Source organism: Pseudomonas grimontii (assembly GCF_007858185.1).
GTDB lineage: Bacteria > Pseudomonadota > Gammaproteobacteria > Pseudomonadales > Pseudomonadaceae > Aquipseudomonas > Aquipseudomonas grimontii.
Map to the genome: position 1 here is coordinate 53,918 of NZ_VFES01000025.1, position 26,496 is coordinate 80,413.

General features: G+C 61.1%; 20 protein-coding genes and 2 rRNA genes. 7 read left to right on the forward strand and 15 right to left on the reverse strand.

The genetic code is table 11. The annotated features are described in order from the left end of the window. Nucleotides 1-9: 9 nt before the first annotated feature. The 3 genes from FIV39_RS28095 to FIV39_RS28105 are packed head-to-tail and all read right to left on the reverse strand — an operon-like array spanning nucleotide 10 to nucleotide 4,198. Nucleotides 10-2,109 carry an HlyD family efflux transporter periplasmic adaptor subunit gene (locus FIV39_RS28095; RefSeq protein WP_090401216.1) on the reverse strand — a complete coding sequence of 700 codons (2,100 nt, stop codon included), beginning with the start codon at nucleotides 2,107-2,109 and terminating at the stop codon, nucleotides 10-12. Next, nucleotides 2,106-3,425, reverse strand: a complete 1,320-nt coding sequence (locus tag FIV39_RS28100; protein ID WP_090401217.1) for an efflux RND transporter periplasmic adaptor subunit — start codon at nucleotides 3,423-3,425, stop codon at nucleotides 2,106-2,108. Before FIV39_RS28100 ends, FIV39_RS28095 begins: the two co-directional genes overlap by 4 nt. Beyond that, a complete protein-coding gene (locus tag FIV39_RS28105) occupies nucleotides 3,422-4,198 on the reverse strand; it encodes an efflux RND transporter periplasmic adaptor subunit (RefSeq protein ID WP_090409826.1) in 777 nt (258 codons plus the stop codon). Before FIV39_RS28105 ends, FIV39_RS28100 begins: the two co-directional genes overlap by 4 nt. A gap of 162 nt (nucleotides 4,199-4,360) precedes the next feature. Here FIV39_RS28105 and FIV39_RS28110 point away from each other — a divergent pair, with 162 nt between their 5' ends. Together FIV39_RS28110 and FIV39_RS28115 are read left to right on the forward strand one after the other, a co-directional pair. Continuing rightward, on the forward strand, nucleotides 4,361-6,523 hold the full coding sequence (locus FIV39_RS28110; RefSeq protein WP_090401218.1) for a tol-pal system YbgF family protein: 2,163 nt from the start codon (nucleotides 4,361-4,363) through the stop codon (nucleotides 6,521-6,523). Next, nucleotides 6,520-7,224: a DUF3142 domain-containing protein gene (locus tag FIV39_RS28115; RefSeq protein WP_090401219.1), complete on the forward strand. Its 705-nt coding sequence runs from the start codon at nucleotides 6,520-6,522 to the stop codon at nucleotides 7,222-7,224. Before FIV39_RS28110 ends, FIV39_RS28115 begins: the two co-directional genes overlap by 4 nt. A gap of 197 nt (nucleotides 7,225-7,421) precedes the next feature. Here the strand turns inward: FIV39_RS28115 and FIV39_RS28120 are convergent, their stop codons facing one another. The 9 genes from FIV39_RS28120 to FIV39_RS28160 all read right to left on the reverse strand — a co-directional run bounded on the left by FIV39_RS28120 (nucleotide 7,422) and on the right by FIV39_RS28160 (nucleotide 17,018). After that, a complete protein-coding gene (locus FIV39_RS28120) occupies nucleotides 7,422-8,000 on the reverse strand; it encodes a hypothetical protein (RefSeq protein WP_090401220.1) in 579 nt (192 codons plus the stop codon). Between the two features lie 106 nt (nucleotides 8,001-8,106). Next, nucleotides 8,107-9,552 carry an efflux transporter outer membrane subunit gene (locus FIV39_RS28125; RefSeq protein WP_146371662.1) on the reverse strand — a complete coding sequence of 482 codons (1,446 nt, stop codon included), beginning with the start codon at nucleotides 9,550-9,552 and terminating at the stop codon, nucleotides 8,107-8,109. Further along, complete coding sequence (locus FIV39_RS28130; protein ID WP_146371664.1) at nucleotides 9,549-10,604, reverse strand: HlyD family secretion protein; 1,056 nt, start codon at nucleotides 10,602-10,604, stop codon at nucleotides 9,549-9,551. Before FIV39_RS28130 ends, FIV39_RS28125 begins: the two co-directional genes overlap by 4 nt. A 15-nt stretch (nucleotides 10,605-10,619) precedes the next feature. Next, nucleotides 10,620-12,155 carry an MFS transporter gene (locus FIV39_RS28135; RefSeq protein ID WP_090401223.1) on the reverse strand — a complete coding sequence of 512 codons (1,536 nt, stop codon included), beginning with the start codon at nucleotides 12,153-12,155 and terminating at the stop codon, nucleotides 10,620-10,622. Nucleotides 12,156-12,390: 235 nt separating this feature from the next. Beyond that, complete coding sequence (locus FIV39_RS28140; protein WP_090401224.1) at nucleotides 12,391-13,311, reverse strand: LysR family transcriptional regulator; 921 nt, start codon at nucleotides 13,309-13,311, stop codon at nucleotides 12,391-12,393. Between the two features lie 59 nt (nucleotides 13,312-13,370). Continuing rightward, nucleotides 13,371-14,219 (reverse strand): ABC transporter permease, encoded by an 849-nt coding sequence (locus FIV39_RS28145; RefSeq protein WP_012721565.1) that lies wholly within the window; start codon nucleotides 14,217-14,219, stop codon nucleotides 13,371-13,373. Between the two features lie 12 nt (nucleotides 14,220-14,231). Next, a complete protein-coding gene (locus FIV39_RS28150; protein WP_090401225.1) occupies nucleotides 14,232-15,083 on the reverse strand; it encodes an ABC transporter ATP-binding protein in 852 nt (283 codons plus the stop codon). Nucleotide 15,084: 1 nt separating this feature from the next. Then, nucleotides 15,085-16,110 carry an ABC transporter substrate-binding protein gene (locus tag FIV39_RS28155; protein ID WP_090401226.1) on the reverse strand — a complete coding sequence of 342 codons (1,026 nt, stop codon included), beginning with the start codon at nucleotides 16,108-16,110 and terminating at the stop codon, nucleotides 15,085-15,087. A gap of 14 nt (nucleotides 16,111-16,124) precedes the next feature. Beyond that, complete coding sequence (locus FIV39_RS28160; protein ID WP_090401227.1) at nucleotides 16,125-17,018, reverse strand: TauD/TfdA dioxygenase family protein; 894 nt, start codon at nucleotides 17,016-17,018, stop codon at nucleotides 16,125-16,127. 263 nt (nucleotides 17,019-17,281) lie between these two features. Between FIV39_RS28160 and FIV39_RS28165 the strand changes: the two genes are divergently transcribed. From FIV39_RS28165 to FIV39_RS28185, 5 genes are all read left to right on the forward strand, one after another. After that, the gene (locus FIV39_RS28165) at nucleotides 17,282-17,989 is read left to right on the forward strand and encodes a GntR family transcriptional regulator (RefSeq protein WP_146371666.1); all 708 of its coding nucleotides are present in this window, start codon (nucleotides 17,282-17,284) and stop codon (nucleotides 17,987-17,989) included. A gap of 331 nt (nucleotides 17,990-18,320) precedes the next feature. Then, nucleotides 18,321-19,079 (forward strand): DUF3050 domain-containing protein, encoded by a 759-nt coding sequence (locus FIV39_RS28170; protein ID WP_090401229.1) that lies wholly within the window; start codon nucleotides 18,321-18,323, stop codon nucleotides 19,077-19,079. After that, complete coding sequence (locus FIV39_RS28175; RefSeq protein ID WP_090401230.1) at nucleotides 19,076-20,014, forward strand: diiron oxygenase; 939 nt, start codon at nucleotides 19,076-19,078, stop codon at nucleotides 20,012-20,014. Before FIV39_RS28170 ends, FIV39_RS28175 begins: the two co-directional genes overlap by 4 nt. Beyond that, nucleotides 20,011-23,388 carry an amino acid adenylation domain-containing protein gene (locus FIV39_RS28180; RefSeq protein ID WP_090401231.1) on the forward strand — a complete coding sequence of 1,126 codons (3,378 nt, stop codon included), beginning with the start codon at nucleotides 20,011-20,013 and terminating at the stop codon, nucleotides 23,386-23,388. The genes FIV39_RS28175 and FIV39_RS28180 overlap by 4 nt, the downstream gene beginning before the upstream one ends. Before the next feature lie 18 nt (nucleotides 23,389-23,406). Further along, the gene (locus FIV39_RS28185) at nucleotides 23,407-23,871 is read left to right on the forward strand and encodes an SRPBCC family protein (protein ID WP_090401232.1); all 465 of its coding nucleotides are present in this window, start codon (nucleotides 23,407-23,409) and stop codon (nucleotides 23,869-23,871) included. 38 nt (nucleotides 23,872-23,909) lie between these two features. Here FIV39_RS28185 and FIV39_RS28190 read toward each other — a convergent pair whose 3' ends face one another. The 3 genes from FIV39_RS28190 to rrf (FIV39_RS34150) all read right to left on the reverse strand — a co-directional run. Next, on the reverse strand, nucleotides 23,910-25,790 hold the full coding sequence (locus tag FIV39_RS28190) for a methyl-accepting chemotaxis protein (RefSeq protein WP_090401233.1): 1,881 nt from the start codon (nucleotides 25,788-25,790) through the stop codon (nucleotides 23,910-23,912). Nucleotides 25,791-26,191: 401 nt separating this feature from the next. Next, nucleotides 26,192-26,307: ribosomal RNA gene (rrf, locus tag FIV39_RS28195) — 5S ribosomal RNA — on the reverse strand. A 107-nt stretch (nucleotides 26,308-26,414) separates the two neighbouring features. Continuing rightward, a 5S ribosomal RNA gene (gene rrf / locus FIV39_RS34150) occupies nucleotides 26,415-26,496 on the reverse strand; the annotation flags it as partial.

A 26,496-nucleotide genomic window follows, 5' to 3' on the forward strand; every position in this document is an offset into this window, starting at 1 on the left:
CAACTCCTGTCAGAACCCGCTTTCCCTGACCCCCAATGCGGCGACCCGTCGCCAGGCCACGCCCAGCACCGACTCGCTGCGCCCTTGTAACACCACCACACCGCGCAGCGGCTGATGGGGCGTCGGGATCGATTGCACACTTTTCAAGCGGGCGCCGTATTGGGCCTGTACCGGCTCCGGGCGCTGGTTTTCGTCACGGCGCACGGCTATCGGCCCATGGTGGTCGGAGGTCAGCGCCTCTTGATCCAGATAGGCCACGCCGTTGGCGTCGATGTCGGTCAATTCCACCGCGATGGCGGCGTGCATCGGGTCATCGGCGATAAAACGCCCGGTCGCCCCCGGCGCCACGCGCCACAACTCGGCTTCAGCCACATAGCCGCGCAGACGGGCGCCGTCTTCCACCACCCGCGCCAGCGCGTCCTTGGGTGACAGCCAGCGGCCCACGCTCAACTGCGGCAGCACATCGCGCACGATGCCGGCATGGGGCGCTCGCAGCAGCAGGCGCTCACGCTGCGCGGCGAGGCCACGGTACTCGGCCAGGGCCTGGGACAGGCGCTGGTCGTTGATGCCCGCGTCCGCCGCCGTTTCACTGCGACCCGCCTGGCGGCGCATCTGCAACTGCAGGATCTCCACTTCGCGGCGCACGATACTTTGCCGGGCATCAAGGTCAGGGGATTCCAGCTCAATCAGCACCTGGCCCTGAGTCACCGCTTGACTATCGACGACCTTCAGCCCCTTGACCCGCGCCGCCACCGGTGCATGCAGCGCACTGGCGCGTCCCGCCTCGAGCATCGTCGGCAGCTCCACGGCGCTGCGCCATGGCACCACCAGCGCCAGCAGGATCAACAGCAACCCCAGGCCGGTCAGCAGCACCCTCGGTGCATAGGCCTGGCTGCGCCGGCTCCACCATTCGCGCCATTCCTTGAAGATCGGCAGGAAGATGAACCACACCAACTCCACCAGCATCAGGAAGATCCCGAGCAATTTGAAAAACAGGTGGTACACCGCCAAGGCGATCCCCAGGAACAACGCCGCCCGCCACAACCACGCCAGGTAGCCCCACCACAGCAGGCGCCGCTGCATCGTCGGCGACCAGGGCTCCGGGGCCGGCTCGCCGTAGCCGAACAGCCACTCACGCAGGCGCCAGCGGCACAGGGCGAACGCGCGGCCTTGCAGGTTATCGACACCCCACACGTCACTGATCAAAAAATAACCATCAAAGCGCATGAACGGGTTGAGGTTGATCGCCAAGGTGGTCAACCACGTGGCACTGGCCAGCATGAACGCCGCCGTGCGGGCCGGGCCGTCCGGCAACAGCGACCAGGCCAGCAGCGCGACACAGGCGAGCAGTAATTCGGCCATCACCCCACCCGCGCCGATCATCAGGCGAGAGCGGCGGTCATTGACGCGCCAGGCGTCACTCACATCGGTGTAGAACATCGGCAGCATCACCATGAACGCCACGCCCATGCTCTGTACCCGGCAGCCGGCGCGCTTGGCCATGAACGCATGGCCGAACTCATGGCACAGCTTGGCGAAAAACAACGCGCTGCCAAAGGCCAGGGCGCCCCCCAGGCTGAACAGGTGCGGGAAGGTCGCCAGGAACCGCTGCCAGTCCCGCGCGACCAGAAACACGCCGAACCCCAGGATGATCGGCAAACCATAGCGCAACAGGCCCGGCCCGAAGCGCGCCAGCCACGGCCACGCCCGGTTGAGAAAAGTGTCCGGACGCCACAGCGGGATGCGGAAAAACAGGTATTGGTGCAGCAGGACTTTCCCCAGGCTTTGTTTCTGTGCGGCGGCTTTATACAGGTAGCTGGCCCGTTGTTCGGGGTCGAGGGCGGCGATCAGGTCGTGGGCGCGCAGAAAACTCAGCAGCTCGTCCACCTCGCTGCCGCCCAAGGGCAGGCCCGGCTCGCGGTTGGCGGCTTGCAAGACTTTTTCCGGGTCGCCCAAAGCCCAGTGACGCAACAGGCGGATGGCGGTGGCACCGAGCTTGAAATAGCGCCCGCGCACCGGATCGGCCAAGGTCCAGCGCGGCGAGCCATCCAGGGCGGCGCCGGCGCTGGACAGTTGCAGGTCTTCGCGCAGCTTGGGTAGGCTCGTCACAGGCCCACACTCTGGCGCAGGCCCGCCAGCGGTCGGCGCAAAAGGTACAGGGCCAGCGGCGCGCGCTCGCCAAAAATTTTCGCGGTACCGCGCAGGCCAATACGCGGCGGCGCTCCATCGAACTGCGCGTCCAGGCGATAAGCCAATTGCCCGCCCGGAGTGGGCTGGGCCTCGTAGGCGGCGCGTTGCAGGGTAGCGAGATGGCGCTGCAATGGGTCGCTGTCGAGGAACAGCGCGACCTGGGCGTTCGGTTCCAGCGCAATCGCATCGCCCACTGCCAGTTCAATGCGCAACTCGGCCTGGGCCGGGTCGGCGATCTGCAACAGGCGCTCGCCGGTCTGCACCGGTTTGCCGGTCCAGCGTTCGGCGTCGGCGAATACCGCGATACCGTCGCGCTCGGCGCGCACTTCGCTGCGCTTGAGCAACTCGCGGGCATAGTCACGTTCGGCACGTTTTTGCTCGACCCGCGCGGCCAGCAGGTCGATGCGCGAACTGGATTCGGCATCGGCAAAGGCACGTTGGGCATTGGCCTTGAGTTCCGCTTCGGCCACGCCCAGGGCGCGCGCCGCCACGTCGGCCTGAGCCGTGAGGGTGGTGCTTTCAAAGCGCAGCAGCAGGTCACCGGTCTTGACGACCTGGTTGGGTTTGACCAGGAATTCGGCGATCACCCCGTCCAATGGCGCTGCCACCACCTGCCCGGCCAGCGGCACCACTTCAGCCGGCGCCAATACCGATTGGCGCACCGGGATCAGCAGCGCGAGCAACAACGCAACCCCCACCAGCACCTGGCGCTTGCGGGTCAGGCGCAGCCGCCACGGCTGGCGCGGTTGCAGGGCGAGCCAGGCATGGCTGCAGGTATCGCCCCACTGCGCCAGCAACACCTGCTCGGCCGGGTTCCACGGGGTGTCCCGCGCCAGCCACAGACCACCGAACACGCGGCCTTGCGGGTCGATAAAAGGCAGCCAGAACACATGGCCGGCGGACAGGCTTTGCCAGTCGGCCTGCACCTGGGCGCTCAATTGCTCGGTCGGTACCACCCGTGCGGCCTGGACCAGCGCCTGCTTGTGCAATTGCGCCACGGCCTGCTCGACGAACGCCACAAACGGCGCATTCGGATCGACACTGCTCACCGCCGTCACCGCCCGCACCTTGCCGGCAATCAGCAGCGCCGCATGGCGGTAGCCGAACAACGGCTGGCCATCGTTGACCAGGCTGTAGGCCAACTGCTCGGTGGTTCGGGCGGCACGGGTCTGGTGCTCAAGCGCCAGAAACTGGGCGAATACCCGCTCGGTATTGCCCGGCATCGGGGCGTTCATTGCAGTTGCGCGAAGTGGGCGGTACCGCTCATGCCCGCCATCAGTCCCGTGGCATTGGTCACAGCGGCAACCAGCAAGAGCGTCTGGCTACCTTCATCGATGCGGGCGCCCAAACGCTTTACGGTGGCGCTGAACGCCTGGCCGGTTTCGTCCGGGGTAAAGCTGAAGGTCTGGCCGGGCTTGAGCTTGCCCATCCAGCGCGATGGCACCAGCAGGTGGATTTCCAGGCTGCGGTTGTCGACGATTTCCAGCAGCGGCGCACCCGCCGAAACGCTTTCATAACGCTGGACTTTGCGCTGCACCACCTGGCCGTCATACGGCGCCAGCACGCTGCAGCGCTTGACCTGCACCTGGTAGACCTGGGACTGCGCCTGGGTTTCGGAGAGCTTGGCCTCAGCGCGGGCTACTTCAAAACGCCCGACGGAATTCAGCGCGGCCAATTGCTTGTTATGGGCCAGCTCTTCACCGGCACCCCGGCTGGCGGCTGAAGCTGCATTGAGTTGGGCCTGGTAGGCCGAACAATCGAAACGCGCCAGGGTGTCACCCTTCTTGAACGACTCGCCTTCGCTGAACGGCAGGTCGACGATGCGCCCGGACAGCTCACTGGCCAACATCGCCTGGTCACGGGCACGCAATACGCCACGGGCTTCGCTGTCGGTGCTGGCGGCGGTGGTTGTGGAGGGATGATCCAGCAGCGGATCGTCGGCCATGGCCATGGTTGCCACACCCAGCACACAGGAAAAACTTAATATCCATTTACGTAGGTGCGTCATGCGCATGCTTCTCCCTGAAGATGACCGCAGTCTAGGGCAGCAAGACTAAATTGCCACTCTTCCCCCCCGACAAATCAGCAATTTGTGTAGGGCTTCACCGAAGCCTGAGTAGGAACACGTTATGATTGGCGCCCTCCAAGGACCCAGGATCAAGGACACGTCATGCGCATCGGTTTTCTCTCTCCCCTGGCACTGGCCCTGCTGGCCGGTATTTCCCAGCAGGCCCAGGCCAGTTCCGACGATTCGTGCTACCCCGACTGGCGTGTCTCGCGTGACAGCCTGGACCCTTGCAACAACGTGCCGTTCCTGAGCCCAGGCAATGACAGCCGGGCCAACCTGCGCCTGTTGCTGGCCGACAAAAAGGCCGCGCCGTTGGCGCCCAAGGCGTTGAGCGAAGATGACCTGGCCCAGGGTTTCGGCCCGGTGCCGTTCCCGGTGTATCGCCTGGCCGCAGCCTCCAGTGCAGAGACTGAGCCCGACTCGGACGATTCGCCTACCGCCGAGCTCGACACCCTGCTGACGCCCCTGGGCATCAAGCGCGAGGAATACAAAACCGCCGGCGAAGCGTTCCTCAATGGCGAAGGCAGCCGCTGCCGCAGCAACGACGATGACAGCGCCACGGCGTTTATCCGCCAAGTGGTCAAGGCCGATATGCCGACGGCCGAGCGCGAGCTGCTGGCGAAGGCGCGGCTGCAACTGCTCACCACCTGCACCTGGGATGGCCCGGTGATCGTCGAGCCGCAGCAGATCCAGTCAGCCGACGGCCAACTGTTTCGCACCTACTTGCAAGCCGCCGCCGATTTCTACAGCGGCCGCTTCGCCGAAGCCGCGCAAGGCTTTGCCAGCGTCGGCAGTGCCCAATCGCCGTGGCTGAAGGAAACCGCGCTGTACATGACCGCCCGCACAGCGCTCAACCAGGCCCAGGCCGACACCTATGACGAAGACGGCGTGCCGCACCTGGACCGTGTGGATAAGCCCGCATTGGCCACGGCCGAGCAGGGCTTTAACGCCTACCTGAAGACTTATCCACAGGGCGAATACGCGGCCTCGGCCCACGGCCTGCTGCGGCGGGTGTACTGGCTGGCCGACGACAACACCCAGCTCGCCGACGCGTTCGCCTGGGCACTGACGGCCACCGACGAGCAGCGCAATGTGTCTGAGGATGAGCTGATAGAAGAAGCTGATCTCAAGCTGTTGATGGTCAACAGCGATACCGTCAAGACCCCGATGATCCAGCTCGTCAGCGACCTGATGGTGATGCGCGGCGGCAACCAGCCGGCCATCAGCCGCGCAGACCTTGAGAAGCAAAAGGCCGTGTTCGCCGGCGAGCCAGAGCTCTACGACTACCTGCTGGCCGTGTGCGCGCTGTACATCGAGCATCAACCGGACGCCGCCTTGAAGCAGTTGCCGCAGAGCGTGCCGTCAAACCTGAATTACTTCGCCTTCAGCCAGCAGACCCTGCGCGCCCTGGCCCTGGAAGCCAAGCAAGACTGGAAAGGCGCAGAGGCTGTGTGGCTGCAACTGTTGCCACTGGCGAAGCTGCCGCTGCAACGCGACCAGCTGGAATTGGCCCTGGCCATGAACTACGAACGCAGCGGCCAACTGGCCAAGGTGTTCGCCAGCGATTCGCCGATCAGTGCCAGGCAGGTGCGCTACATCCTGCTGCGCAACGTCGCCGGGCCAGAACTTCTGCGCCAGCAGATCGCCCAGGCGAGCGATCCGCTGGAACGCCAGACCGCGCAATTCGTGCTGCTCTACAAAGACTTGCTGCACGGCCAGTTCGCCACGTTCGCCGAGGACCTCAAGCAACTGCCGGCCCAGGCCCCCGAGGACAAACTGGGCACCAGCCTGGGTTACGTCTACAGCGCCAGCCAGACGCTTAAACTGTTCCAGTGGAACGGCGACAAGGCCGAATCCGGCTACGCCTGCCCGAGCATCGCGCAAACCGCAGCGACCTTGCAGACCGACGCGAAGAACCCCCAGGCCCTGAACTGCTTCGGCGAATTCATCCTGCGCAACGGCCTGGACGGCATGCCCCTGGAACAGGCCCGCGCCGCCGGCAGCCTGGGCAGCAGCGCATCGGACTTCAAGGGTGAAACCTTCTCGCGGCTCGACGGTTACAAGCAGGTCATCGCCAACGCCAAGGCGCCGAAAACCGACAAGGCCTACGCATTGTTCCGCGCCATCAACTGCTACGCGCCGGCGGGCTATAACAGCTGCGGCGGCCAGGACGTCGAACCCGCCGTGCGCAAAGCCTGGTTCCGCCAACTGAAAAGTGGTTTCGCCGACACCCAGTGGGGCAAATCGCTGCAGTACTACTGGTGAAACGCCTGTGGCTGGGCGTGCTGTTGCTGGCAAGCCCGGCGTTCGGCGCCGTCGATGCCCGCGACTATGACGCCTTCTGGCTGTGGAGCGGCGTCGCGCCACAGCCGGTACTCAAGCAGGCCAAGACCCTGTACATCCTCCAGGGCCAGATCAACTCCACCCGCCGCGCGCCCCAGCGCGGCGTGCAACTGATCGCCCAAGGCATCAGCGTACCGCGCCTCACCCGAGGCGACGTCTGGGTGGTCTACCGCGCCCACACCCTGCACTGGCCCGAACAGGTCTACACCCAACTGCTCGGCCAGGTACAACGCTGGCGCGACGCGGGCAACCCGGTGGTCGGCGTCCAGATCGACTTCGACGCCCGCACCCAATACCTGCACGAATACGCCGACTTCCTGCGCGACCTGCGCCAGCGCCTGCCCTTTGAGCTGCGCCTGAGCATCACCGGCCTGATGGACTGGAGCAGCAACGCCGACCCCACCGCCATCGCCCAGCTCAAGGGCGTGGTGGATGAAGTGGTGGTGCAGACTTATCAAGGGCGCCAGAGCATCCCGGATTACGCGGCGTATTTGCCACGGATGAACCGCATGGGGCTGCCGTTCAAGATCGGTTTGATTCAGGGTGGGGAGTGGGAGGAGCCGGGGTATTTGCAGGGGAGTGAGTGGTTTCGGGGGTATGTGGTGTTTTTGCAAAACCGTTGACATGAGTGTCAACCCATACAAGAAAGTGTCCTCTGTCCGCGGACAGAGGACGCTCGCTTTTGGAGCCCCATGAAAAGGCAAGACATCGTCATCCTGTTCAAACTGATCAGCCTGGAACTACAGGAAGGTTGTTCAACGCAAGACGTTGTCATCTTTATGCTTTTGCGGTCTTAAAAAACACTGCGCCCTGAGGACAATCACGACAGCCCTTGCTCGTAAAACGCCTCTATAAAGCCCAGGCTCCACATGCCCAGCCCGATAACGATCCAGATTGCGTTAGCCCAAGTCAGGCGATTGTTCGCCTCGCCATGTGTGTCGCCCTCGATCAGGTTCACCGCGCCTTGCACCTGCACGAACAGCGCTACCTGCACGATCATCAAGCACACGCTCAACTTCATTGCCGTCATGGCGGTGACGAAAAAAACGTAGGTAAAGGGTAACAACCCACACGCAATAAGCCCCAGCGCCATGGCTCGCGGCCACCAGCGGTACGGCGTACCGTCAAGCGCCAGTTTCTGCCTGATTTTCATCACCAGCGAATACAGAAAAAACACCGAGAAGAACGCTCGCACCAGCGGCAACACCTTTGCGCCAGTAGCCCGCCGATAGCAGGCCCACTGCTGGTAACACCAATAGAAGAGATAAAAACCTTGGGACAGCAATACCATCAGGACCAGCTTGCGCGGCGCGACCACGAAGAATGTAGGTTGGATGGCGGAGACTGGAGTGCGCAGATCAGCTTGTGGAGGCGCGTAGGGGTTTTCGATGACAGACATCGGAAAGACTCACAGGTAATAATCGGACTGAAAGCTTAACGATCAAGGTTCACCAAGGTTTAAGGCAGCAAAAATTAAGAACGGTCCTACATCGGATACTCCAATTTCAATGCTGAGCCATTGCCACTGGGTAGACCGACTCCCACCCTCCCCCCAACGCCTTGTACAACCCCACCATCGCCAGCGACACCCCGGTGGAACTCTCCACCCACTGCTCCTGCGTGGCCAGCAGCGCACTTTGCACGGTGAGTACGTTGACGAAATCCACCACGCCTTCGACGTACCGGTGCTGCGCGGTGGTCAGGGCGATCTGGTTCTGGCGCACGGCTTCGGCGAGGCTGTCGCGGCGCAGTTGGCTGGCGTTGTAGCGGGTCAATTGATCGTCGATTTCATGCCAGGCGCGCAGCACGGTTTGCTGGTAGGCCAGGGCCGCTTCCTGTTGCTGGGCTTCGCGCAGGTTCACCATGCCTTGCAGGCGTCCACCGTTGAACAGCGGCAGGCTCAATTGCGGGCCGAAGGCAAACGCGCGGGAGCTCCACGAGCCGAAATCCGACAGTTGCATGGCCTGGGAGCCGAGGTTGCCGGACAAGGTGATGCGCGGGTAAAAGTCGCCCTTGGCCACACCGATGCTGGCGGTGGCGGCGTGCAGGCGCGCCTCGGCCTGGCGGATGTCGGGGCGGCGCTCGGCGAGTTCCGACGGCAGGCCGATGGCGACTTGGTGTTGGCTCTGCGGTACGGCGGCGTCCTTGGACAATTGCGCGTGCAGGGCTTGCGGTGGCTCGCCCATCAACAGGCTGAGGGCGTTGATCAACTGGTCCTGGCGTTGCTGTAAATCCGGCAGGCGCGCTTCGATGGCAGCGACCTGGGCGGCGGCTTCGGCGACGTCCAGGTCGGTGGCCACGCCGTCGGCCAGGCGCAGTTGCGAGAGCTTGAGGCTGTGGCGGGCGACGTCGAGGTTTTGCTCGGTCACCGCGCGGGTATTTTGCACGCCGCGCAGTTGGATGTAGTCCTGGGCGGTCTCGGCCAGCACCGATAACAGCACGGCGCGGCGGTCGTTTTCCGCCACTTGCAGGGTGGCATCGGCGGCTTCGGTTTCGCGTTTGACGCGGCCCCAGAAGTCCAGCTCCCAAGACGCCGAGAACCCCGCGTCCCACTGGTTGAACGCGGAACGGCCGTTTTCGCCGGAGGGGTCGTTCAAGCCTTTGCCGCTGTTGCGTTTGCGCTGGTAGGCACCCGTGGCGTCGACAGTGGGATAACGCTCGGCGGTGGTCACCTGGCGGACCGCACGGCTTTGTTGCAGGCGGCGGCTGGCCAGTTTCAGGTCGAGGTTATCGGTGAGCGCCCGGCGGGTAAGCGCCGACAGTTGCTCGTCGTGGAACACGTCCCACCAGCGCTCTTGCAGCGGCTCGCTGACAGCGCGGCTGGCGGCTTGTCGACCTTGAGGTTCGCTCCACTGCGTGGCGTGCGGCGTGTGCGGGCGCTGAAAATCCGGTCCGACGGTGCAGGCGCCCAGGCTGATAACGCTCAGGGTGAGCCAGGCAAGGTGTCTCATTGCTGGGCCACCTCACGCTGCTTGACCAGCTGCGTGTCGACGCTGGCTTCAACCGACATGCCGACCCGCAGGCGCTCGGTCAGCGGTTGGTTGGGTTCGAGGACGATTTTTACCGGGATACGCTGCACCACCTTGGTGAAGTTGCCGGTAGCGTTATCCGGTTTGACCGACGCAAAGGTCACGCCTGTGGCAGGTGCGAGGCTCTCCAGGTGGCCGTGGAGCAGCGCCCCGTCGAGGCTGTCGACCCGCACCTGCACGGCCTGGCCGGCATGCATAGGGGACAGCTGGGTTTCCTGGAAATTGGCGACCACGTAGGCCTCGGCCAACGGTACCACCGCGAGGATCTTGCTGCCCGGCGTCACATAGGCCCCCACCCGCACCGCGCGCTCACCGACCATGCCATCCACCGGCGCGACGATGCGCGTGTAGGACAGCTGATAGCTGGCCATTTCCAACGCAGCCTGGGCACGCTTGAGTCCACCTTCGGCCGCATCGCGCTGGGCGGCGAGGATCTCCACTTGCTTACGTTCAGCCGCCAGCACTGCCGTGGCATTGGCCAGGCGCGCAGTGGCCTGGTCGATACGGGTCTTGGCTTGCTGGGCGTTCTGCACGGTGCCCGCGCCCACGCCGGCGAGGTGGTTGTAGCGGTTCAGTTCATGTTCGGCGAAGGCCACTTCGGCACGGTCTGCCGCCACGGTGGCCTGGGCCTGGGCGATCACCGAGCTTTGGCGCTCCAGGGTCGCGGTGGCGTTTTTCAGCTGGGCCTGGGCGACCAGGGTGTCGGCGTCGGCGGCCTGGGCGGCGGCGCGAAAATCGCGGTCGTCGATCAGCGCCAGCAGTTGGCCGGCCTTGACGCGCTGGTTGTCCTCCACCAGCACTTCCTTGATAAAGCCCGCCACACGCGGCGCCACCAGGGTGAAGTCGGCGGCGACGAAGGCGTCGTTGGTGGTCTGGCGCTGGCTGCCCAACAGGCCCGGCGCGACCAGATACGCCAGCACGCCGACGGCAAACACGGCGATAACGGAGACGGCAATTTTGTCTTTGCGTTTCATGGGAAATCCTTGTGGCTAGGTCGGTGCGCGAGGCGGAAAAATCCGCGTGGGCATCCAGAAAATCAGCAGGATCAACGCCACCGCGACAGCGGCCATGACGTAATAAAGATCCGAAGACGTCAGCACCACGGCCTGTTCGTGCAGGCGGTGGGCAAGGCCGGGCGCATTGCCGTCGACCAGGGGCGAGTTACCCAGGCGGTCCACCAACATGGTTGAGTGAAAGTGCAGGCGCTGGGTGGTCAGCGCATCCAGCACGCCAGTGGCAATCACGGCGGCCAGGCCTTTGACGGTGTTGAACCAGGCCGAGGCGAACGGCCCATCCGCCGGTTGAATGCTGCCGGTGGAGAGCATCAGCAGCGGCAACACCGCCATGGGCTGCCCGAAGATTTGCAGCAGGTACAGGCCGTAGAAATCATCCCGAATCCACGCCGAGGTCAGGTGCGTGCTGCCCACGCAGCACAGCACCAACAGGCCCAGCCCGATCCCCAACACCCAGCGGCAATCGACCCAACGCAGGTTGCACAAGGCCGCCACCAGTGGCAGCGCGATCAATTGCGGCAGCGCCATCAACAGCATCACCGGCGCGGTTTGCAGGGGGCGATAACCCTGGACCTGGGCGAGGAAACTCGAGGGGATGATGATCACCGAGGTCAGCACCATCAGCACGCCTGCCAGCACGATCAGGGCAAACGCCAAGTTACGCAGGCCGAGCATCTGCAACTTGAAAAACGGCATCGGGTGCGACCATTCATTGAACATGAACAGCACCAGCAGCACGCTGCCGCCACAGAGCAGGAAGGTGATCAGGCCCGACTCGAACCAGTCCAGGCGGTTGCCCTGCAGAATGCCGATCACCAGCATGCAGATCGCCGGAAATCCCAGCAGCAGGCCGCGCCAGTTGAACTGCTTGAAGCGCTCCAGGCGCAGCGGGTCTTGCGGCAAGCCGTAGGCCACGGCGGCCATGGCTAGCAGGCACGGCCCGACGATCTGCCAGAACGCCCACTGCCAGCCGACGTATTCGGTCCACAGCGCCGCCAACGGCGTGCCGAGGCTCGGCCCGAACGTAGCGGTAAGCGCGTAGCCGGCCAGGCCATACAACTTGACGTTGGCCGGCAGGAAGCGCAGCGCTACGGTCATCAGCATCGGCGGCAATGCGCCGCCCGCCAGGCCTTGGACGGTACGCAGCAGCAACAGGCTTTGGTAGTTCGGCGCAAACGGGCAAAGGATACCAAGCAGGGTGAACAGGCCGATGGCGCACAGGGTGAAGCGCCGCAGGGAAAACGTCACCGAACACCAGGGCGCAAAGGCCATGGCCGACACGGAGGTGGCCGTGTAAGCAGCGACCAGCCAGGTGCCTTCGTCAAAACCGATGTACAGCGCACCGCGAATATCCGCGAGGGCCACCTTGGTGACCATCTCGTTGAGACCGGACACCAGCACCGCGAGCAACACGCCGACCAGGCCGATGATGATGCGCGGGCCAAATACAGGCGGAGTGATGGCGGTGGGTTTGGCTGCGGCCGCAAGGGTGGGGGCAGCGAGGGAAGTCATGAACAGGTAACTCAGGATTAGAAATACCCGAGCAGTTTAATCAGGCACATCCATGACAAAAAGTTACTTATTGGCAGCTTATAACTGCACCACACACAATCCTGAATCCGACACAAATCTACATGTGGGAGGGGGTTTACCCCCGATTGCTCTGCGCCAGACACAGATTTTCTATCTGATCCAACGCAATCGGGGGCAAGCCCCCTCCCACATTTGCCCTGTGTACGCTTGATGTTTAGGTGGGTTGGGCTTCCAGCCAGGTGGCGTGGCAACTTTCGCGCAGGGTTTCGCGCAGCCACTTATGAGCCGGGTCTTTGTCGAAGCGCGGGTGCCAGGATTGGGCCAGGACCAGGGTCGGCAAGGAGATCGGTAACGGGAAGGCGCGTAGGGGCAGCTTCAGGCGATTGGCGCTGTAGAGCGCTTCCTTGGGCACCGGCAGAATCAAGTCGGAGTCAGGCAACATGAACATCGCCCCGTGAAAGCCCGGCGCAATCATCGCCACGCGTCGCTCCAGGCCCTGGGCATTCAGTGCAGTGTCGATCGGGCCACGGGCGATGCCACGCCGCGAGATGCTGATATGGGAATAGCTGGCGAAGCGCGCGGCGGTAATCTCTTCGTCAAACAACGGATGGTTCTCCCGCGCCAGACCCACGAAGGTGGTGGAAAACAGGTTCTGCACCTTCACTTCCGGGGTGACCGGCATGGTGTTGCTCACGCGCAAGTCCAGCCGTCCTTCGCGCAGCGCTTCATCATCGGTGTCGCCTTCAGGCACGAAACACAGCTCGCACAGTGGCGCCATGCGCTCCATGGAGTCGAACAGTCGACCGCCATACACGCCGATGAAAAAGTCGTTGGCGCGCACACTGAAGCGACGGCGCAGGGTGCTCAGGTCCACCTGGTCCGCCGAGCGAAACAACAGCGCGGCCTGCTCCACCACGTTGCGCACCTGGCCCTGCAACTGCAGGGCCTTGGGCGTCGGCACCAGGCCGCGACCGGCGCGCACCAGGATCGGATCGCCCACCGCTTCGCGAATACGCGTGAGGGTGCGGCTCATGGCCGCCGGGCTGAGGTTCATCCGCCGCGCGGCGCCCACCACGCTGCCCTCGTCGAGCAAGGCGTCGAGGGCGACCAGCAGGTTCATGTCTGGTAGTTGCATGGCAAGCACTCGTGATCAGTCGGGAGTGAGCTGGCCGCAATCGTAGCAGGATGGGTGTGTCAGCGCTGCATGCCCCAGCGTTTCACGGTGAGCCGCTCGAAGGTGTCGAACACCAGGTTTTCCACCAGCAGGCCGATCAGTATCACCACCGCCAACCCGGCAAATACCTTGTCGGTGTACAGCTCATTACGGTTCTGGAAGATGTACCAGCCCAGTCCGCCCTTGCCGCTGGTCGCACCAAATACCAGCTCGGCGGCGATCAGTGTGCGCCAGGCGAAGGCCCAGCCGATTTTCAGCCCGGCGAGGATCGATGGCAGTGCCGCCGGGATCAGGATGAACAACACGAAACGCATGCCCTTGAGGCCATAGTTGCGACCGGCCATGCGCAGGGTTTCGGACACGCCGAGGAACCCTGAATAAGTATTGAGCGCCAGCGCCCACAACACCGAATGCACCAGCACGAAGATCAGGCTGTTCTGCCCCAGGCCGAACCATAGCAACGCCAACGGCAATAGCGCGATGGCCGGCAGCGGGTTGAACATTGAGGTCAGGGTGCTCAGCAGGTCGCGGCCCAGTTGCGTCGACACCGCCAGGGTGGTCAGGGCAAACGCCAGCACGATGCCGATCAGGTACCCCTTGATCAGCACCACCAGCGAGATGCTCACCTTGCTCAGCAGTTCGCCGCTGAGCAGGCCGTCATAAAGCGCGTGAAAGGTTTGCAGGAAACTCGGCAGCAGCAGGTCGTTGTTCTGGTAGCGCGCCACGGCTTCCCAAAGGATCGCGAGCACGATCAGGATCAAGCCCTTGCGCAGCCAGCCTTGTTGCCACAGGCGTTGGCGCAAGGGCAGTTCGCGTTCCACGGGGACGCTGAGCAACGGCTCAAGGGTAATTTCGTATTCCTGGCGCATTGGGCTGCCCTCTTAGTAAGCGATGCGGATGTCGGCGAAACCCAACTCACGTTCGGCCTCGGGCGCTTCATCGAACAGCAGGCGATGAATCCGCCGCGCCGACGCCTGGAACTCCACGCCACCGAGGCTGTGCAGGTCGTATTGATGGCTGTGGATTTCCGCGCGCACGCGCCCCGGGTGGGGCGACAGCAACAGGATGCGATTGCCCACCACCAGCGCTTCTTCGATGGAGTGGGTGACGAACAGCAAGGTGAAGCGCACCTCTTCCCAGAGCAGCAGCAATTCTTCCTGCATCTTGCGCCGGGTCAGGGCATCGAGGGCGGCGAAGGGCTCATCCATCAACAGGATTTTCGGCTGCATGGCCAGGGCGCGGGCGATCGCCACGCGGGCTTTCATACCGCCGGAAAGCGTGTGCGGGTAAGCATCGGCAAAGGCGCTGAGGCCGACTTTGTCGAGGTAGTGCAGCGCCCGCTCTTCGGCTTCGCGACGCGGTAGGGTCTTCGATGCCAGTAGCGGAAACATCACGTTCTGCTTGACGGTTTTCCACGGCGGCAACTGGTCGAATTCCTGGAACACCACGATGCGGTCCGGGCCCGGCTGTTCGACCTTTTGCCCCAGCAGGCGGATTTCGCCTTCGCAGGGTTTGATAAACCCGGCAATGGACTTGAGCAGCGTGGATTTGCCGCAACCCGATGGGCCGAGTAACACGTAGCGATCCGCCGGGTCGATTTCGAAACTGACTTGGTGAGTGGCCCGCACCACGCGCTCGGGGGTGCGGTATTCCAGGCTGACGTTATCCACCGCCAGCAACGGCGTAGTGGTGTGCAGGTTGCTGGCCGTGTGGCCTTGCAAGGGCGCGTTCATCTCAACTTCCTTGCAGGGGCTTGGCGTCCTGGAAGAAGTAGTCCTTCCACGATTCAGGCTTGTTTTTGATGGCGCCGACGCGGTAGAGGAATTCCGCCAGCGGGTAGGTGTTTTTCGGCGTGACGCTGAATTCGAACTGCGGGTTGTCGATGATTTTCAGCAACTCGGCGCGGTCGATCTTGGCCTTGGTGACGCGGATGTAAGTGTCGGCCGCAGCGCCTTTATCGTTCTGGGCGAATTGCGCGGCTTCGGTCAACGCCTCGACAAATGCCTTGTAGGTCTTCGGGTTGTCGTTGCGGAATTTTTCGCTGGCGAACAGCACCGTTGGCGAGTTCGGGCCCAGCAGGTCGTAGGTGTTCAGCACCACATGCACGTTAGGGTTGGCCAGTGCCTGGTCCTGGAACGGCGGGTTGGAAAAGTGCCCGGTCAGTTCGGTGCCGCCGGCGATCAGGGCAGCGGTGGCATCAGGGTGCGGGACGGCGACGGTGTATTTGTCGAGGCGATTGAATTCCTTGTCGCCCCATTGTTTGGCGGCGGCGTATTGCAGGAAGCGCGACTGTACCGACACGCCCACCGCGGGCACGGCGATACGGTCCTTGTCGGTGAAATCGGCAAGGGTCTTGACCTTGGGATTGTTACTCACCAGGTAGTAGGGGAAGTTGCCCAGGGAGGCCACGGCCTTGACGTTCTGCTTGCCGTGGGTGCGGTCCCAGATGGTCAGCAGAGGGCCGACGCCAGCACCGGCGATATCGATCGAGCCGGAGAGCAGTGCGTCGTTGACCGCCGCGCCACCGGACAGCTGGGTCCAGTCGACCTTGATGTCGATGCCTTCCTGCTTGCCGTATTTTTCGATCAGGTTCTGGTCGCGCACCACGTTAAGCAGCAGGTAGACGATACCGAACTGTTCGGCGATGCGGATCTCGCCTTCGGCCTGTGCAGCCGTCGGAGCGACCAGGCTGCCGGCCAACAGGCTGACACCCAGGCCGACGGTGGCGGCCAGCCGTGCAAATGGAATTTTCCTGGACATGGTCATGCTCCGAATCAGAAAGGCGCGTCGCCCTGGATGGTGGTGCGAAACAGCTTGCGGCGCAGATGGCTCGGGCAACCGGCGGCCAGGTGGATCAGCGAGCGGTTGTCCCAGAACACCAGGTCGTGGGGCTGCCAGTGGTGGCGGTAGATGTTGTGCGGCAACACGCTGTGGGCGTAGAGCTGGGTCAGCAGGTCGCGGCTTTCGTCTTCCGGCAGGCCGACGATGCGGGTGGTGAAGCCTTCGCTGACGAACAGCGCCTTACGGCCGTTTTCCGGGTGAGTGCGCACGATCGGGTGAACCACTTCCGCGACTTGGGCAAGCTGCTCAGGCGTCAACGTCGGGCGCCAGTTGCCTTCGAATTTGGTTTCGCTATAGCGCGCGGTATAAGAGTGCGCGGCGCTGCGGCCTTCAACGGCTTTGCGCAGGTGCTCGGGCAGTTGGTCCCAGGCTTTGTGCATGTCGGCGAACAGGGTATCGCCGCCCTCGGACGGCAACTCCTGAGCGTGGAGCATCGAGCCCAAGCTTGGCAGCTCTTTATAAGACAGGTCCGAGTGCCAGAACTTGCCCGCATCACCCAGGCCAATGGATTGGCCGTTTTCGATGATGTTGGAGACGATCAGGATTTCCGGGTGATTGGCCAGCAGGAACTGCTTGAGCACGTGAATCTGCAGGACGCCAAAGCGGCGGCTGAAAGCGATCTGTTGGTCGGGGGTGATGCGCTGGTCGCGGAACACCACGACGTGGTGATCCAGGTGCGCGCGATGAATGCGGGCGAAATCCTGGTCGTTGACCGGCAGGGACAAATCCAGGCCGACAATCTCGGCCCCCACGCTGCCGGGCAGTGGGCGAACCTCGAAGGCTTGGGCGGTAAGGGTCGCTGTTGGAACAGTAGAGGTGGCGGACATGAGTTCACTCCCGGTCAGACAGGAGAGTGACTTTATAGGTATAAGAACGGCAATTTAAATACCGTTAAAGAATATCTATATGCGGGAATGTCGTAACATGTCAGTGCCGTGTCAGACCCGGCAAAACCCAGGCGTGGGCCGCCGGAGTCGCGCGTTGAAACGCTTACAAGCCGAAACCGTGCCCGTTTGACAAGCTTATGGGCAGCCTCTAGTGTGCATTGGATCCAATTAGCCACCACTATTATAAGGAGGATAGCGTAACCGTGACGCAGAAGCCGAACCCTTTGAACAGCATCAAGATCACCGGCCCTATTCCCGCCCATCTTGCCCGCTCCGTGATTGAAGAAACCTTGCGCAATGCAATCCTCGATGGCCGCTTGCCCTGCGGTACCGCCATGCGTCAGCAAGAGCTGGCCAGCCTGTTCGGGGTCAGCCGCATGCCGGTGCGTGAAGCCTTGCGCCAGTTGGAGGCCCAGTCACTGCTGCATGTGGTCACCCACAAGGGCGCCGTGGTTGCACCTTTGATCGAAGACAATTCAGCTGAGACCTATGAGCTGCGGATGTTGCTGGAGTCTGAAGCCCTGCGCTTGTCGATTCCCTTGCTGACCGAAGCCGATATCGTCGAGGCAGACACGCTCATCTGTGCCCTGGAACAGGAAAAAGACTACACCGAGATTGGCCATCTCAATCGCCTGTTTCACATGACCCTGTATGGCAAGGCCCCCAACCAGCGGCTGCTCAAGCTGGTGGAGCATGGGTTGAATGAAGAGGAACGCTTCCTGCGTTTCAACCTCGAGGCGATGGGGCTGGGTGAGACATCCCAGGAAGACCACCGTGAACTGCTGAACCTGGTGGCACAGAAGAAAGTCGAGGAAAGCATCCTGACGCTGCGTAATCACTTGATGCGCGGGATGGAAGTGATCACTTCCTATCTCAATAGCCTGGAACCCACCGGTAAGAAGACGCCATAACAAGGTCGCTCATCTTGCCCGTACAGCGCTGCGGGGTTAACTACCTGATCGGGTAGTACCCCGCGCCGAAGAAACTTCCCACTCTTATAAAGCAACTTGCCGACAGCTTATATTATTTAGAAAAACATCTACTGCATTCATATGCTCGCCAATTTGTTTAACCCGCTTATTATTCTCCCTTACTAAACCAGACATTTAATTCGACGGCGCAGCGCCATAGGTGTGAGCGCTCGCGCGTGCCAACCCTGGTTTAAATCTGTTTATCTCCTTGTCACTCACAAAAATCCAATGCTGCTTTAACAGCAAACGCAACAATTTATAGGCATCAACCATGTACCAATCATTACTTGAACAAAGAAAACTGCAGTTATGCAGTCATCCGTTATTCCAGGAAATAACTTCACTGAAAAAGTTACAACTATTTATGGAAAACCATGTGTTCGCTGTATGGGACTTCATGACACTCACCAAACGCCTGCAACAGGACCTGACCTGCACTCGCCTGCCCTGGCTGCCACCGGCCGACCCGCAAGCTGCACGCCTTATCAATGAGATAGTGCTGGGCGAGGAGTCAGACTCCCATCCCAGGCAAGGCCACTGCAGCCACTTCGAGTGGTACCTGGAAGCCATGGTCGAGGTCGGCGCCAGTACCTCGGCGATAAAACGTTTCGTTGCGCTGCAGCACCAAGGCGTGGAAGCAAGCGCTGCCCTGCGCATGGCCGATGTTCCTGCTGGCGCGGAACGCTTCGTCAGCGACACGTTGCACATTGCGCTGAACGCTCCTACCCATTGCGTAGCAGCCGCATTCCTTCACGGTCGTGAACGTGTCATCCCAAGTATGTTCGAGCACATCCTGCAGCCTGATACGCTCATCCATCGCCAGGCACCTACCTTGTGTGGCTACTTCGAACGCCATATCGAGTTGGACACTGAACATCATGGGCCAGCAGCCGAGCAGTTGCTCGGACGCCTGGTGGGCGCAGACCCGACTTATCCGCAACAAGCCCACGACGCAGCCCTTGCCGCCATAGAAAGCCGTATCACGTTCTGGGACGAGGTGCAGGCCGCGCTGCAAGAGGTGCACCCATGAATACCGCTGGCTACACCACTATTGCCGACGACTGGGAACGCCGCGCAACCATCCGAACCCGTCCTCGCCGCTGGTTGGAAAACGATGACAAGCTGATCTACCCGCTGTGCCGTCAGCCCTTGGTACTCAGCGCGACCTTCGTGGAACATTGCCCGCAATGGCGCGACTTCGTGCTGGTGCAAAGCTTCTATAAATTCATCAACGACGTGGTTATTTTCGAAACCGAAATCGTCGACAAGACCGCACGCAACATTGCCAAGAATCGCTTCTCGCTGCCCTTCCCCCTTGCCTGTCGCGTTGATGCGATGACGGTTGTGGTGGACGAGGACTACCACGCCTTGGTGGCACTGGACTTCATGCAACAGACTGTCGCAATGACGGGCATACAACCGCTCGACCTGCCCGGGCATATCGAACTGAGTCGCGCGCTGCCGGCGGCGCAGGCACAGGCTCCCGCACACCTGAGCGATGCTGTGGAGCTGATTGGCGTGGCCATCGCCGAAAACACCGTCACCCACGATGTAGCAGCGTTTTCCAAGGACCGCAGTGTCAAGGCCTCCATCCGAGGCTTGATGGACGACCACCTGTTTGACGAAGGGCGCCACGCGCAGTTCTGGACGCGGCTGGTGCGCATTTACTGGCAGGCCGCGAGCCCGGACGACCGTGACAGCATCGCTCAGGTACTGCCGACATTCCTGGCGCATTACCTGACCAACAACCTGCAGAAAAACTTCGACCTGCATCTGATCGAACACCTCGACATCAGCGAGGACCTGCGCGGCGTGCTGCGCGACGAAGTATCGGCGCTGGCATTCCCCATCACCCGCCAGCACCCGTTGATGGGCAATATCATGGGCTTCCTGCAACACAGCGGCTTGTTGCAGACGCCGAGTGTGGGGCAGGTGCTGAACGACTACCTGTCGGTGTCGCCATGAGGCGCCTGACAATCGGCTGGTGCGGCACAAGCAAGGCACTTGGCGCAATCAGGCCAATGCTGGAACAGTACGGCCATGTGTCGGGTGATGAGGCCACCGACCTGTGGATTGAAGACGGTAGCCTGCCGTTGCCGGATGACGCGGGCGGAACCACCTGTATAAGTCTGCGAGTGGGGGTTGGTCCGTCAACCGACTGTGGGTTACCCGCGCTGCAATTGCGCGCCTATGGCCATGACCGACGTTTGTCTGCCGTGCTGGACATCGCCGAGGAGCCCAGTGGCAACGGCCAGCGACTACGTCAACACGCAACAAACGCGCTGGTGGATTGGGTCGCGCTGCTAGTCAGTGGCTTCTCACGTGACCCCGAATCTCTCTCTACGAGCGCGATTGCCACTGAGTGGTCCGAGCACAGTTTGCACGGGCTTGAGCCGTTGGCATTTATGCATCGATTCAATCGTACGACAAACCCCGATCTGATCCAGCAAGCCCAGGTACCGCTGATCGAACGCGTGCAAGCCAGCCTTCATCTGTTCGCCGACCGGCCGGCGCTGAACATTGCGGGGCACACCGTAACCTATCGCCAACTGCACCTACAGGCCATGGCGATTCAGCAGCGATTGCGTCCGCTGATGGAAGCGCTTGAGACGCCCGCGGTGATCGGCGTATGCCTGGAAAAAAACACGGAATTGTATGCCAGCATTCTTGCCGTACTGGGCAGTGGCGCGGTGTACCTGCCACTGGGACCTGATCAACCCACACAACGCCATCGGGCCATGCTCGAAAACGCCGGGGCCCACGTATTGCTGGATGCCGGCCAGCATCCATTACGCGAGCATTTCATTGCACTGGATGTCAGCACCGTCGAGCCGCACAACGCCAACTTCGCGTCCTCGCTGACGCACAATCGCCCTTGTTCGGATATACCGTGCATGGTGCTCTATACATCGGGCAGTACTGGCCAGCCCAAGGGTGTACTACTCAGCCAAGGTAACCTGGCGCATTTCACGGCCTGGTTCGGGTCCTGCATGACGCAAGATGAACGGAGCCGCGTCTTGCAGTTTTCCCCCTTGGGTTTCGACTCGTCATTGATCGAAATCTTCCCCGCCCTGATTGCCGGCGCCGAGTTGATCGTGCCTAACGAGGAACAGCGACGCGACCCTGTACAACTGGTGGAATTGCTCCGCCGACAGCGCGTCACTCACGCCTTCCTGCCGCCTGCGCTGCTCAATATCCTACCGCTGGATAACCCCCTGGGCGTGACGCATCTGCTCACCGGTGGCGACGCCTGCGAACCCCATGTAATCGAGCGGCTGGCAGGGCAGTGCCAGCTTCACAACCTCTATGGCCCCACCGAAACCACAGTACTGATTACGCACCGGACGTTCGCCCCCGATGACAACAATCGTAATGTCGGCCGCCCCATCGCCAATAGCCAGGTGCTGATCCTCGATGACGATCTGCAGCCGGTGGATGAGCAGGTGATGGGCGAACTGTACATCGTCGGGCCCGGCGTGAGCCTGGGATATGTGAATGCGCCGCCGCAGGCTAACAGCCCATTCGTCGAACTGTTGGTGCCGGGCGGCCAAACGCTGCGGGCGTACCGCAGCGGCGACCTGGCGCAGTGGACCGCCGAAGGCATTGTGCTGGGTGGGCGCCGCGACGATCAGGTAAAGATCCGCGGCTTTCGAGTCGAACCCCGGGAGATTGAACAGTGCCTGCGTAACAGCAGGCTGTATCGCGAGCTGGCAGTGGTGATCGACCAAAAAAGCAGGATCTGCGCCTTCGTCGCCCAACCCGAACCCAACGCTACGTTGGCGGCCTTACAGCAGCACGCGCGCCAGTGGCTACCGGACTACATGGAACCCGGTTTCTGGGTGGAACTGCCAGCCATGCCGCACTGTAACAATGGCAAAGTCGACCGCAAGGAACTGCTGGCCCTACCCTTCCACTCCATTTTTCAGGCCACTCCCCGCGCTGCGCGCACACCCCTTCAAGCGCGATTACGCGACCTATGGGGCGAGCTGTTGGGCGTGCCCACCAGCCAGTTGCCCATCGATGAAAGCTTCTTTGCACTGGGCGGCCATTCGATTTTGCTGTCGACGTTGTTGCTGCGTGTTCGCGAGCAGTTTGGCCGTAGTTTCGCGTTGAGCCATTTCATTGAAGCACCGACGATTCGTACGCTTGCAACGCTGATGGAGGATGGTGAACTACCCGGTTCATCTTCCGCCGAGGCGGTCCAGGATGCTCAACGGGAATGGGTGATCAATTCGTTGCAAGAGTGCCGCTCAGGCAATCCACACAAGGTGATCGTGACGGGAGCCAACAGTTTCGTCGGCATCCATATTGTCGAAGCGTTATTGACTGCCGGTGCAACGGAGGTGGCGTGCCTGGTGCGTGAATTGCCGGGGAATCCTGCGATGGCTCGCTTTACCCAGGCGTTGCGTGAATACCACCTGGAACACCTGGACTTGAGCCGGATACGAGTATTCCCCGCCAACATCAACCAGCCTCGATTGGGTTTGGCCTGCGATGTGTATGAAGCCCTCGCCGCAGACTTTGGCGCGCTGGTGCACAACGCAGCACGGGTCAATCACGTCATGGACTACGCCTCACTGGCCAGAGACAACGTCGACCCCATATTCGAATGCCTGCGTCTGTGCGAAACCCACTGCAAGAAGGTCTTCAACTTTGTCTCGACGTTGTCGGCCGCCAGTAGCATCGACACGACGGGGCATGTGCTCGAAGCTCCAGCGGCGACTACCCTGCCGCTGTACATCCGAAATGGCTACAACCTGTCCAAATGGGTAGCCGAGCGGGTGCTGGGACGTGCAGTTGAGCAAGGAGCCTGGGTGAACATCCATCGGCCTGGAAATATCAGTTTCAACAGCCGTAACGGTGTCTGCCAACCACAGAAGAATCGCCTGATGCTGATGCTCAAGGGCTCGCTGCAATTGGGCATGCTGCCTCGGCTGGATCTGAATTTCGACCTGATGCCCGTGGACTTTGTGGCGCGCTTCATTGCGTTCCACTGCACCCGCTTTCAAGCCGACAGAAGCGTGTTCAACCTGCACAACCCACAACCATTGAGTTGGGAGCGCTACCTGGACGCGTTCAGCCGGGCGGGCCACCGGTTCGAACGGGTGAGCGCTGCGCATTGGCAGCGCGCGCTGCGAACGGTGAGCCAGGACAATGCAATGTTTGGCGTGCTCGGTTTTTACCTTGATCGACTGGATGAAGACATCGGCGACACCCTGATGATCCGCCATGACAACGCGCAACGCGGCGTTCAGCAGATGGGTGAGCAGTACCCCAAAAAAGACCCGGCACTGCTGAGTAAAGGCTGCAATTACCTCAAGGCCATCGGCTTTCTTTGAACCGCTCAGGACAACTTCATGAAACCGCTGCAACCCGATACGTTAATTCATAACCCGAACGGCCAGCCGATAGTCTCCTCTATGGTGATCGACTGCCATGCCACCCGTCTCTGGAACATGGTCGGGCAGTTTGCAGGCTTCGATGCGTTCATACCTGCCCTGACGCATATCGAAATGACGGGCACCGGAGTGGGCGCTTTACGCACGAAATTTTTCCGCGATGGCAACCGCGTCGTAGAACAGCTCAATAGCCGGGATGAGCACGCGATGCACATGACCTGGACCACGATCTACAACACCCTGGGCGTGGCCAGGTTGTGGGCGGCAATCAAGGTAGAAGCGCTGGGAGCGCACTGCTCCAGGGTAACCTGGACCATCATTGCAGACCCAATAGACACGGCGCAGGCAGGATTTGAACAGTTTGTGCAGGGCTTCGCCGACGGCGCGCTGGACAATGTTCGCCGCTTGCTGGGTAAGCGGTAGGAGCGAAACGGCTCGCCCCTACTCAGACACTCAGCGGGTCAGATCTTGAAGCTATCGACCAGCTGCTTCAACCGATTGGCCTGTTGCGACAACGCATCGCAGTCTTTCAGGGTTTCGTTGAGGTTGGTCACGCCCTGCTGGTTCAGCAGGTTGATCTGGTTGATGTCGACGTTGAGGGTTTCCACCACGGCAGTCTGTTCTTCGGTGGCTGCAGCAACGGACTGGTTCATGCCGTCGATCTCAACAATTCGCTGCGTTACGCTGACCAGGCGCTCTCCAGCCTGGTTGGCCACCTGGACACTTTCTTCGCTGGAGGTCTGGCTGGCATTCATGGTGGTCACTGCCTCACGCGAACCCACTTGCAGCGAAGTGATCATTTTATGAATCTCCTCAGCCGACTCCTGGGTACGGTGAGCAAGGTTACGCACCTCGTCGGCGACCACGGCAAACCCGCGCCCAGCTTCCCCGGCACGTGCCGCTTCGATTGCAGCGTTCAGTGCCAACAAGTTGGTTTGCTGGGAGATGCCTTTGATCACATCAAGGATGTGGCCGATATTGTCAGTGCTGGCGTTCAGAGTTTCGATCTGAGTGCAGGACAGGCTGATCTTCTGCGACAGCTCCGACATTGCCAGGATAGTTTGCTCGACCACTTTACGCCCATCATCGGCCTGCTCGCTGGCACCGCTGGCGTGCTGTGAAGCATCGGCGGCGTTACGCGCGATTTCCTGGGTGGCAGCCCCCAATTCGTTGATTGCGGCGGCCACGCTGTTGGTGCGTGCGCTTTGCTCGTCAGAGCCGATGATCGAGGCGTTGGATGACGCCATCACACGCTGAGACAGGTCATGCACCTGACGTGTGGCAGAAGACACTTCGGAAATCGAGGCGTGTATACGCTCTACGAACCGGTTGAACGCACTGCCCACTTCACCGAACTCGTCTTTACTGGTGACCGTCAAGCGGCGGGTCAGGTCGCCCTCACCTTGGGCAATGTCCTGCATGGCAATGCCCATGGTGGTAAGGGGCCGCAGTAACACTTGAATCAGCAGGCTCAAGAGCACAGCAATCGCGACTACGGCGATCAGCATGGCGATCAATGCAGACGTACGGAATTTACCCAGCGGTGCGTAGGCTTTGTCTTTATCGATCGACAGGCCGATATACCAATCTGCACCAGGCAAGCCGCTGATAGGCGTGAACGACAGGATGCGATCCTGGCCCTTAAGTACTACCTCCTGGTTAACTTTCTCAATACGGACGTTAGTACCTGGGTAGATGTCCTTCAGGTTTTTCATCACCTGATCTTCGTCAGGACTTACGATAACTTGGCCGTCGCCGCTGACCAGAAACGCATGACCGATGCCGCCAAAGTCCACCGAATTGATAATCTTCACCAGGGTTTGCAGGCTCAGATCTCCGCCCACCACGCCGAGCAACTCACCGTTCTTTTTCACCGGCATAGCGATAGTTACGATCTGCCCACCCACTGCGGCCATATAGGGCGGAGTGAGCATGGGTTTATCGGCAGCCACGGCTTGCTTGTACCAGGGACGCTGACGAGGGTCGTAGCCGTCAGGCATTTTTGCATCCGGACGCTGGGTGAACACACCGTTTGTTTGGCCAACGTAGGTGAACTGGAAGTTCGAGGTGAATGCCGGTTGATCGACCAACCCCGGGAGATCCACAGCACTACCCTGGTGGGCAACGTTTTGCGTCAGGCTTTCGAGCACCAGTATTCGACCGCTAAGCCAGTTCTGCACACTACTGGCGGTGAGCTCACCCGACTGCTGGATAGACGACTCCAGGTTCTGTTTGATGGTGCTGCGCTGCAGATAATCGTTGTAAAGAGTGAATAACGCGAAGGCCAAAACCACAACGCCTGACGCGGCCAACAGAATTTTATGACTGAATTTGAGATTCATTTCATCGACTTCTTTTTGCCAAAGGGGGTGAGCGTGCCGAGAGGAACATTCCATGTAACGGTATAGACGGCGTCTCGGGCCGCTCTATTTCGGTGCACGCATGGCTCATCAGGCTTTCGGCCAAGCAGGAGGAAAACTTAGGGAATTGTGGGACGAATCTTCTTTTTACGTAGGAAGCCGACCAAAGGTTGTCGTACAAGATTTAGAGGTAAAAATTTTTCCCTTCAAAACGTGCGACCAATTTTCATTAATACCTGTGTCGCGCTCTTAAAAATAGGTCGGCGCCATGAACCTGATTTTTGGAGTTGGATAGGCGTATCTCCTGTTCGCTTACAGAGCTCATAAAGCCTCTAAACGACAAAACCCCTGTCTGCATTGCAGACAGGGGTTCTGGAATTTAATCTTGACGATGACCTACTCTCACATGGGGAAACCCCACACTACCATCGGCGATGCATCGTTTCACTGCTGAGTTCGGGATGGGATCAGGTGGTTCCAATGCTCTATGGTCGTCAAGAAATTCTGTGTACCGGAGCGTTGCTTCAGCAACGTGCCGATGAAATTCATGGACTTCTACATAAACAAAACCCCACCTGCTTTCGCAAATGGGGTTTCGGAATTTAATCTTGACGATGACCTACTCTCACATGGGGAAACCCCACACTACCATCGGCGATGCATCGTTTCACTACTGAGTTCGGGATGG

Excerpts from the sequence above, each read along its gene's own strand:
- FIV39_RS28110 (WP_090401218.1), top strand. The coding sequence starts at position 4,361 with ATGCGCATCGGTTTTCTCTCTCCCCTGGCACTGGCCCTGCTGGCCGGT.
- FIV39_RS28185 (WP_090401232.1), top strand. The coding sequence starts at position 23,407 with ATGAAACCGCTGCAACCCGATACGTTAATTCATAACCCGAACGGCCAG.
- FIV39_RS28170 (WP_090401229.1), top strand. The coding sequence starts at position 18,321 with ATGTACCAATCATTACTTGAACAAAGAAAACTGCAGTTATGCAGTCAT.
- FIV39_RS28160 (WP_090401227.1), bottom strand. The coding sequence starts at position 17,018 with ATGTCCGCCACCTCTACTGTTCCAACAGCGACCCTTACCGCCCAAGCC.
- FIV39_RS28130 (WP_146371664.1), bottom strand. The coding sequence starts at position 10,604 with ATGAAACGCAAAGACAAAATTGCCGTCTCCGTTATCGCCGTGTTTGCC.
- FIV39_RS28120 (WP_090401220.1), bottom strand. The coding sequence starts at position 8,000 with ATGTCTGTCATCGAAAACCCCTACGCGCCTCCACAAGCTGATCTGCGC.
- FIV39_RS28140 (WP_090401224.1), bottom strand. The coding sequence starts at position 13,311 with ATGCAACTACCAGACATGAACCTGCTGGTCGCCCTCGACGCCTTGCTC.
- FIV39_RS28145 (WP_012721565.1), bottom strand. The coding sequence starts at position 14,219 with ATGCGCCAGGAATACGAAATTACCCTTGAGCCGTTGCTCAGCGTCCCC.
- FIV39_RS28100 (WP_090401217.1), bottom strand. The coding sequence starts at position 3,425 with ATGAACGCCCCGATGCCGGGCAATACCGAGCGGGTATTCGCCCAGTTT.
- FIV39_RS28105 (WP_090409826.1), bottom strand. The coding sequence starts at position 4,198 with ATGACGCACCTACGTAAATGGATATTAAGTTTTTCCTGTGTGCTGGGT.
- FIV39_RS28155 (WP_090401226.1), bottom strand. The coding sequence starts at position 16,110 with ATGTCCAGGAAAATTCCATTTGCACGGCTGGCCGCCACCGTCGGCCTG.
- FIV39_RS28190 (WP_090401233.1), bottom strand. The coding sequence starts at position 25,790 with ATGAATCTCAAATTCAGTCATAAAATTCTGTTGGCCGCGTCAGGCGTT.
- FIV39_RS28175 (WP_090401230.1), top strand. The coding sequence starts at position 19,076 with ATGAATACCGCTGGCTACACCACTATTGCCGACGACTGGGAACGCCGC.
- FIV39_RS28150 (WP_090401225.1), bottom strand. The coding sequence starts at position 15,083 with ATGAACGCGCCCTTGCAAGGCCACACGGCCAGCAACCTGCACACCACT.
- FIV39_RS28135 (WP_090401223.1), bottom strand. The coding sequence starts at position 12,155 with ATGACTTCCCTCGCTGCCCCCACCCTTGCGGCCGCAGCCAAACCCACC.
- FIV39_RS28125 (WP_146371662.1), bottom strand. The coding sequence starts at position 9,552 with ATGAGACACCTTGCCTGGCTCACCCTGAGCGTTATCAGCCTGGGCGCC.
- FIV39_RS28180 (WP_090401231.1), top strand. The coding sequence starts at position 20,011 with ATGAGGCGCCTGACAATCGGCTGGTGCGGCACAAGCAAGGCACTTGGC.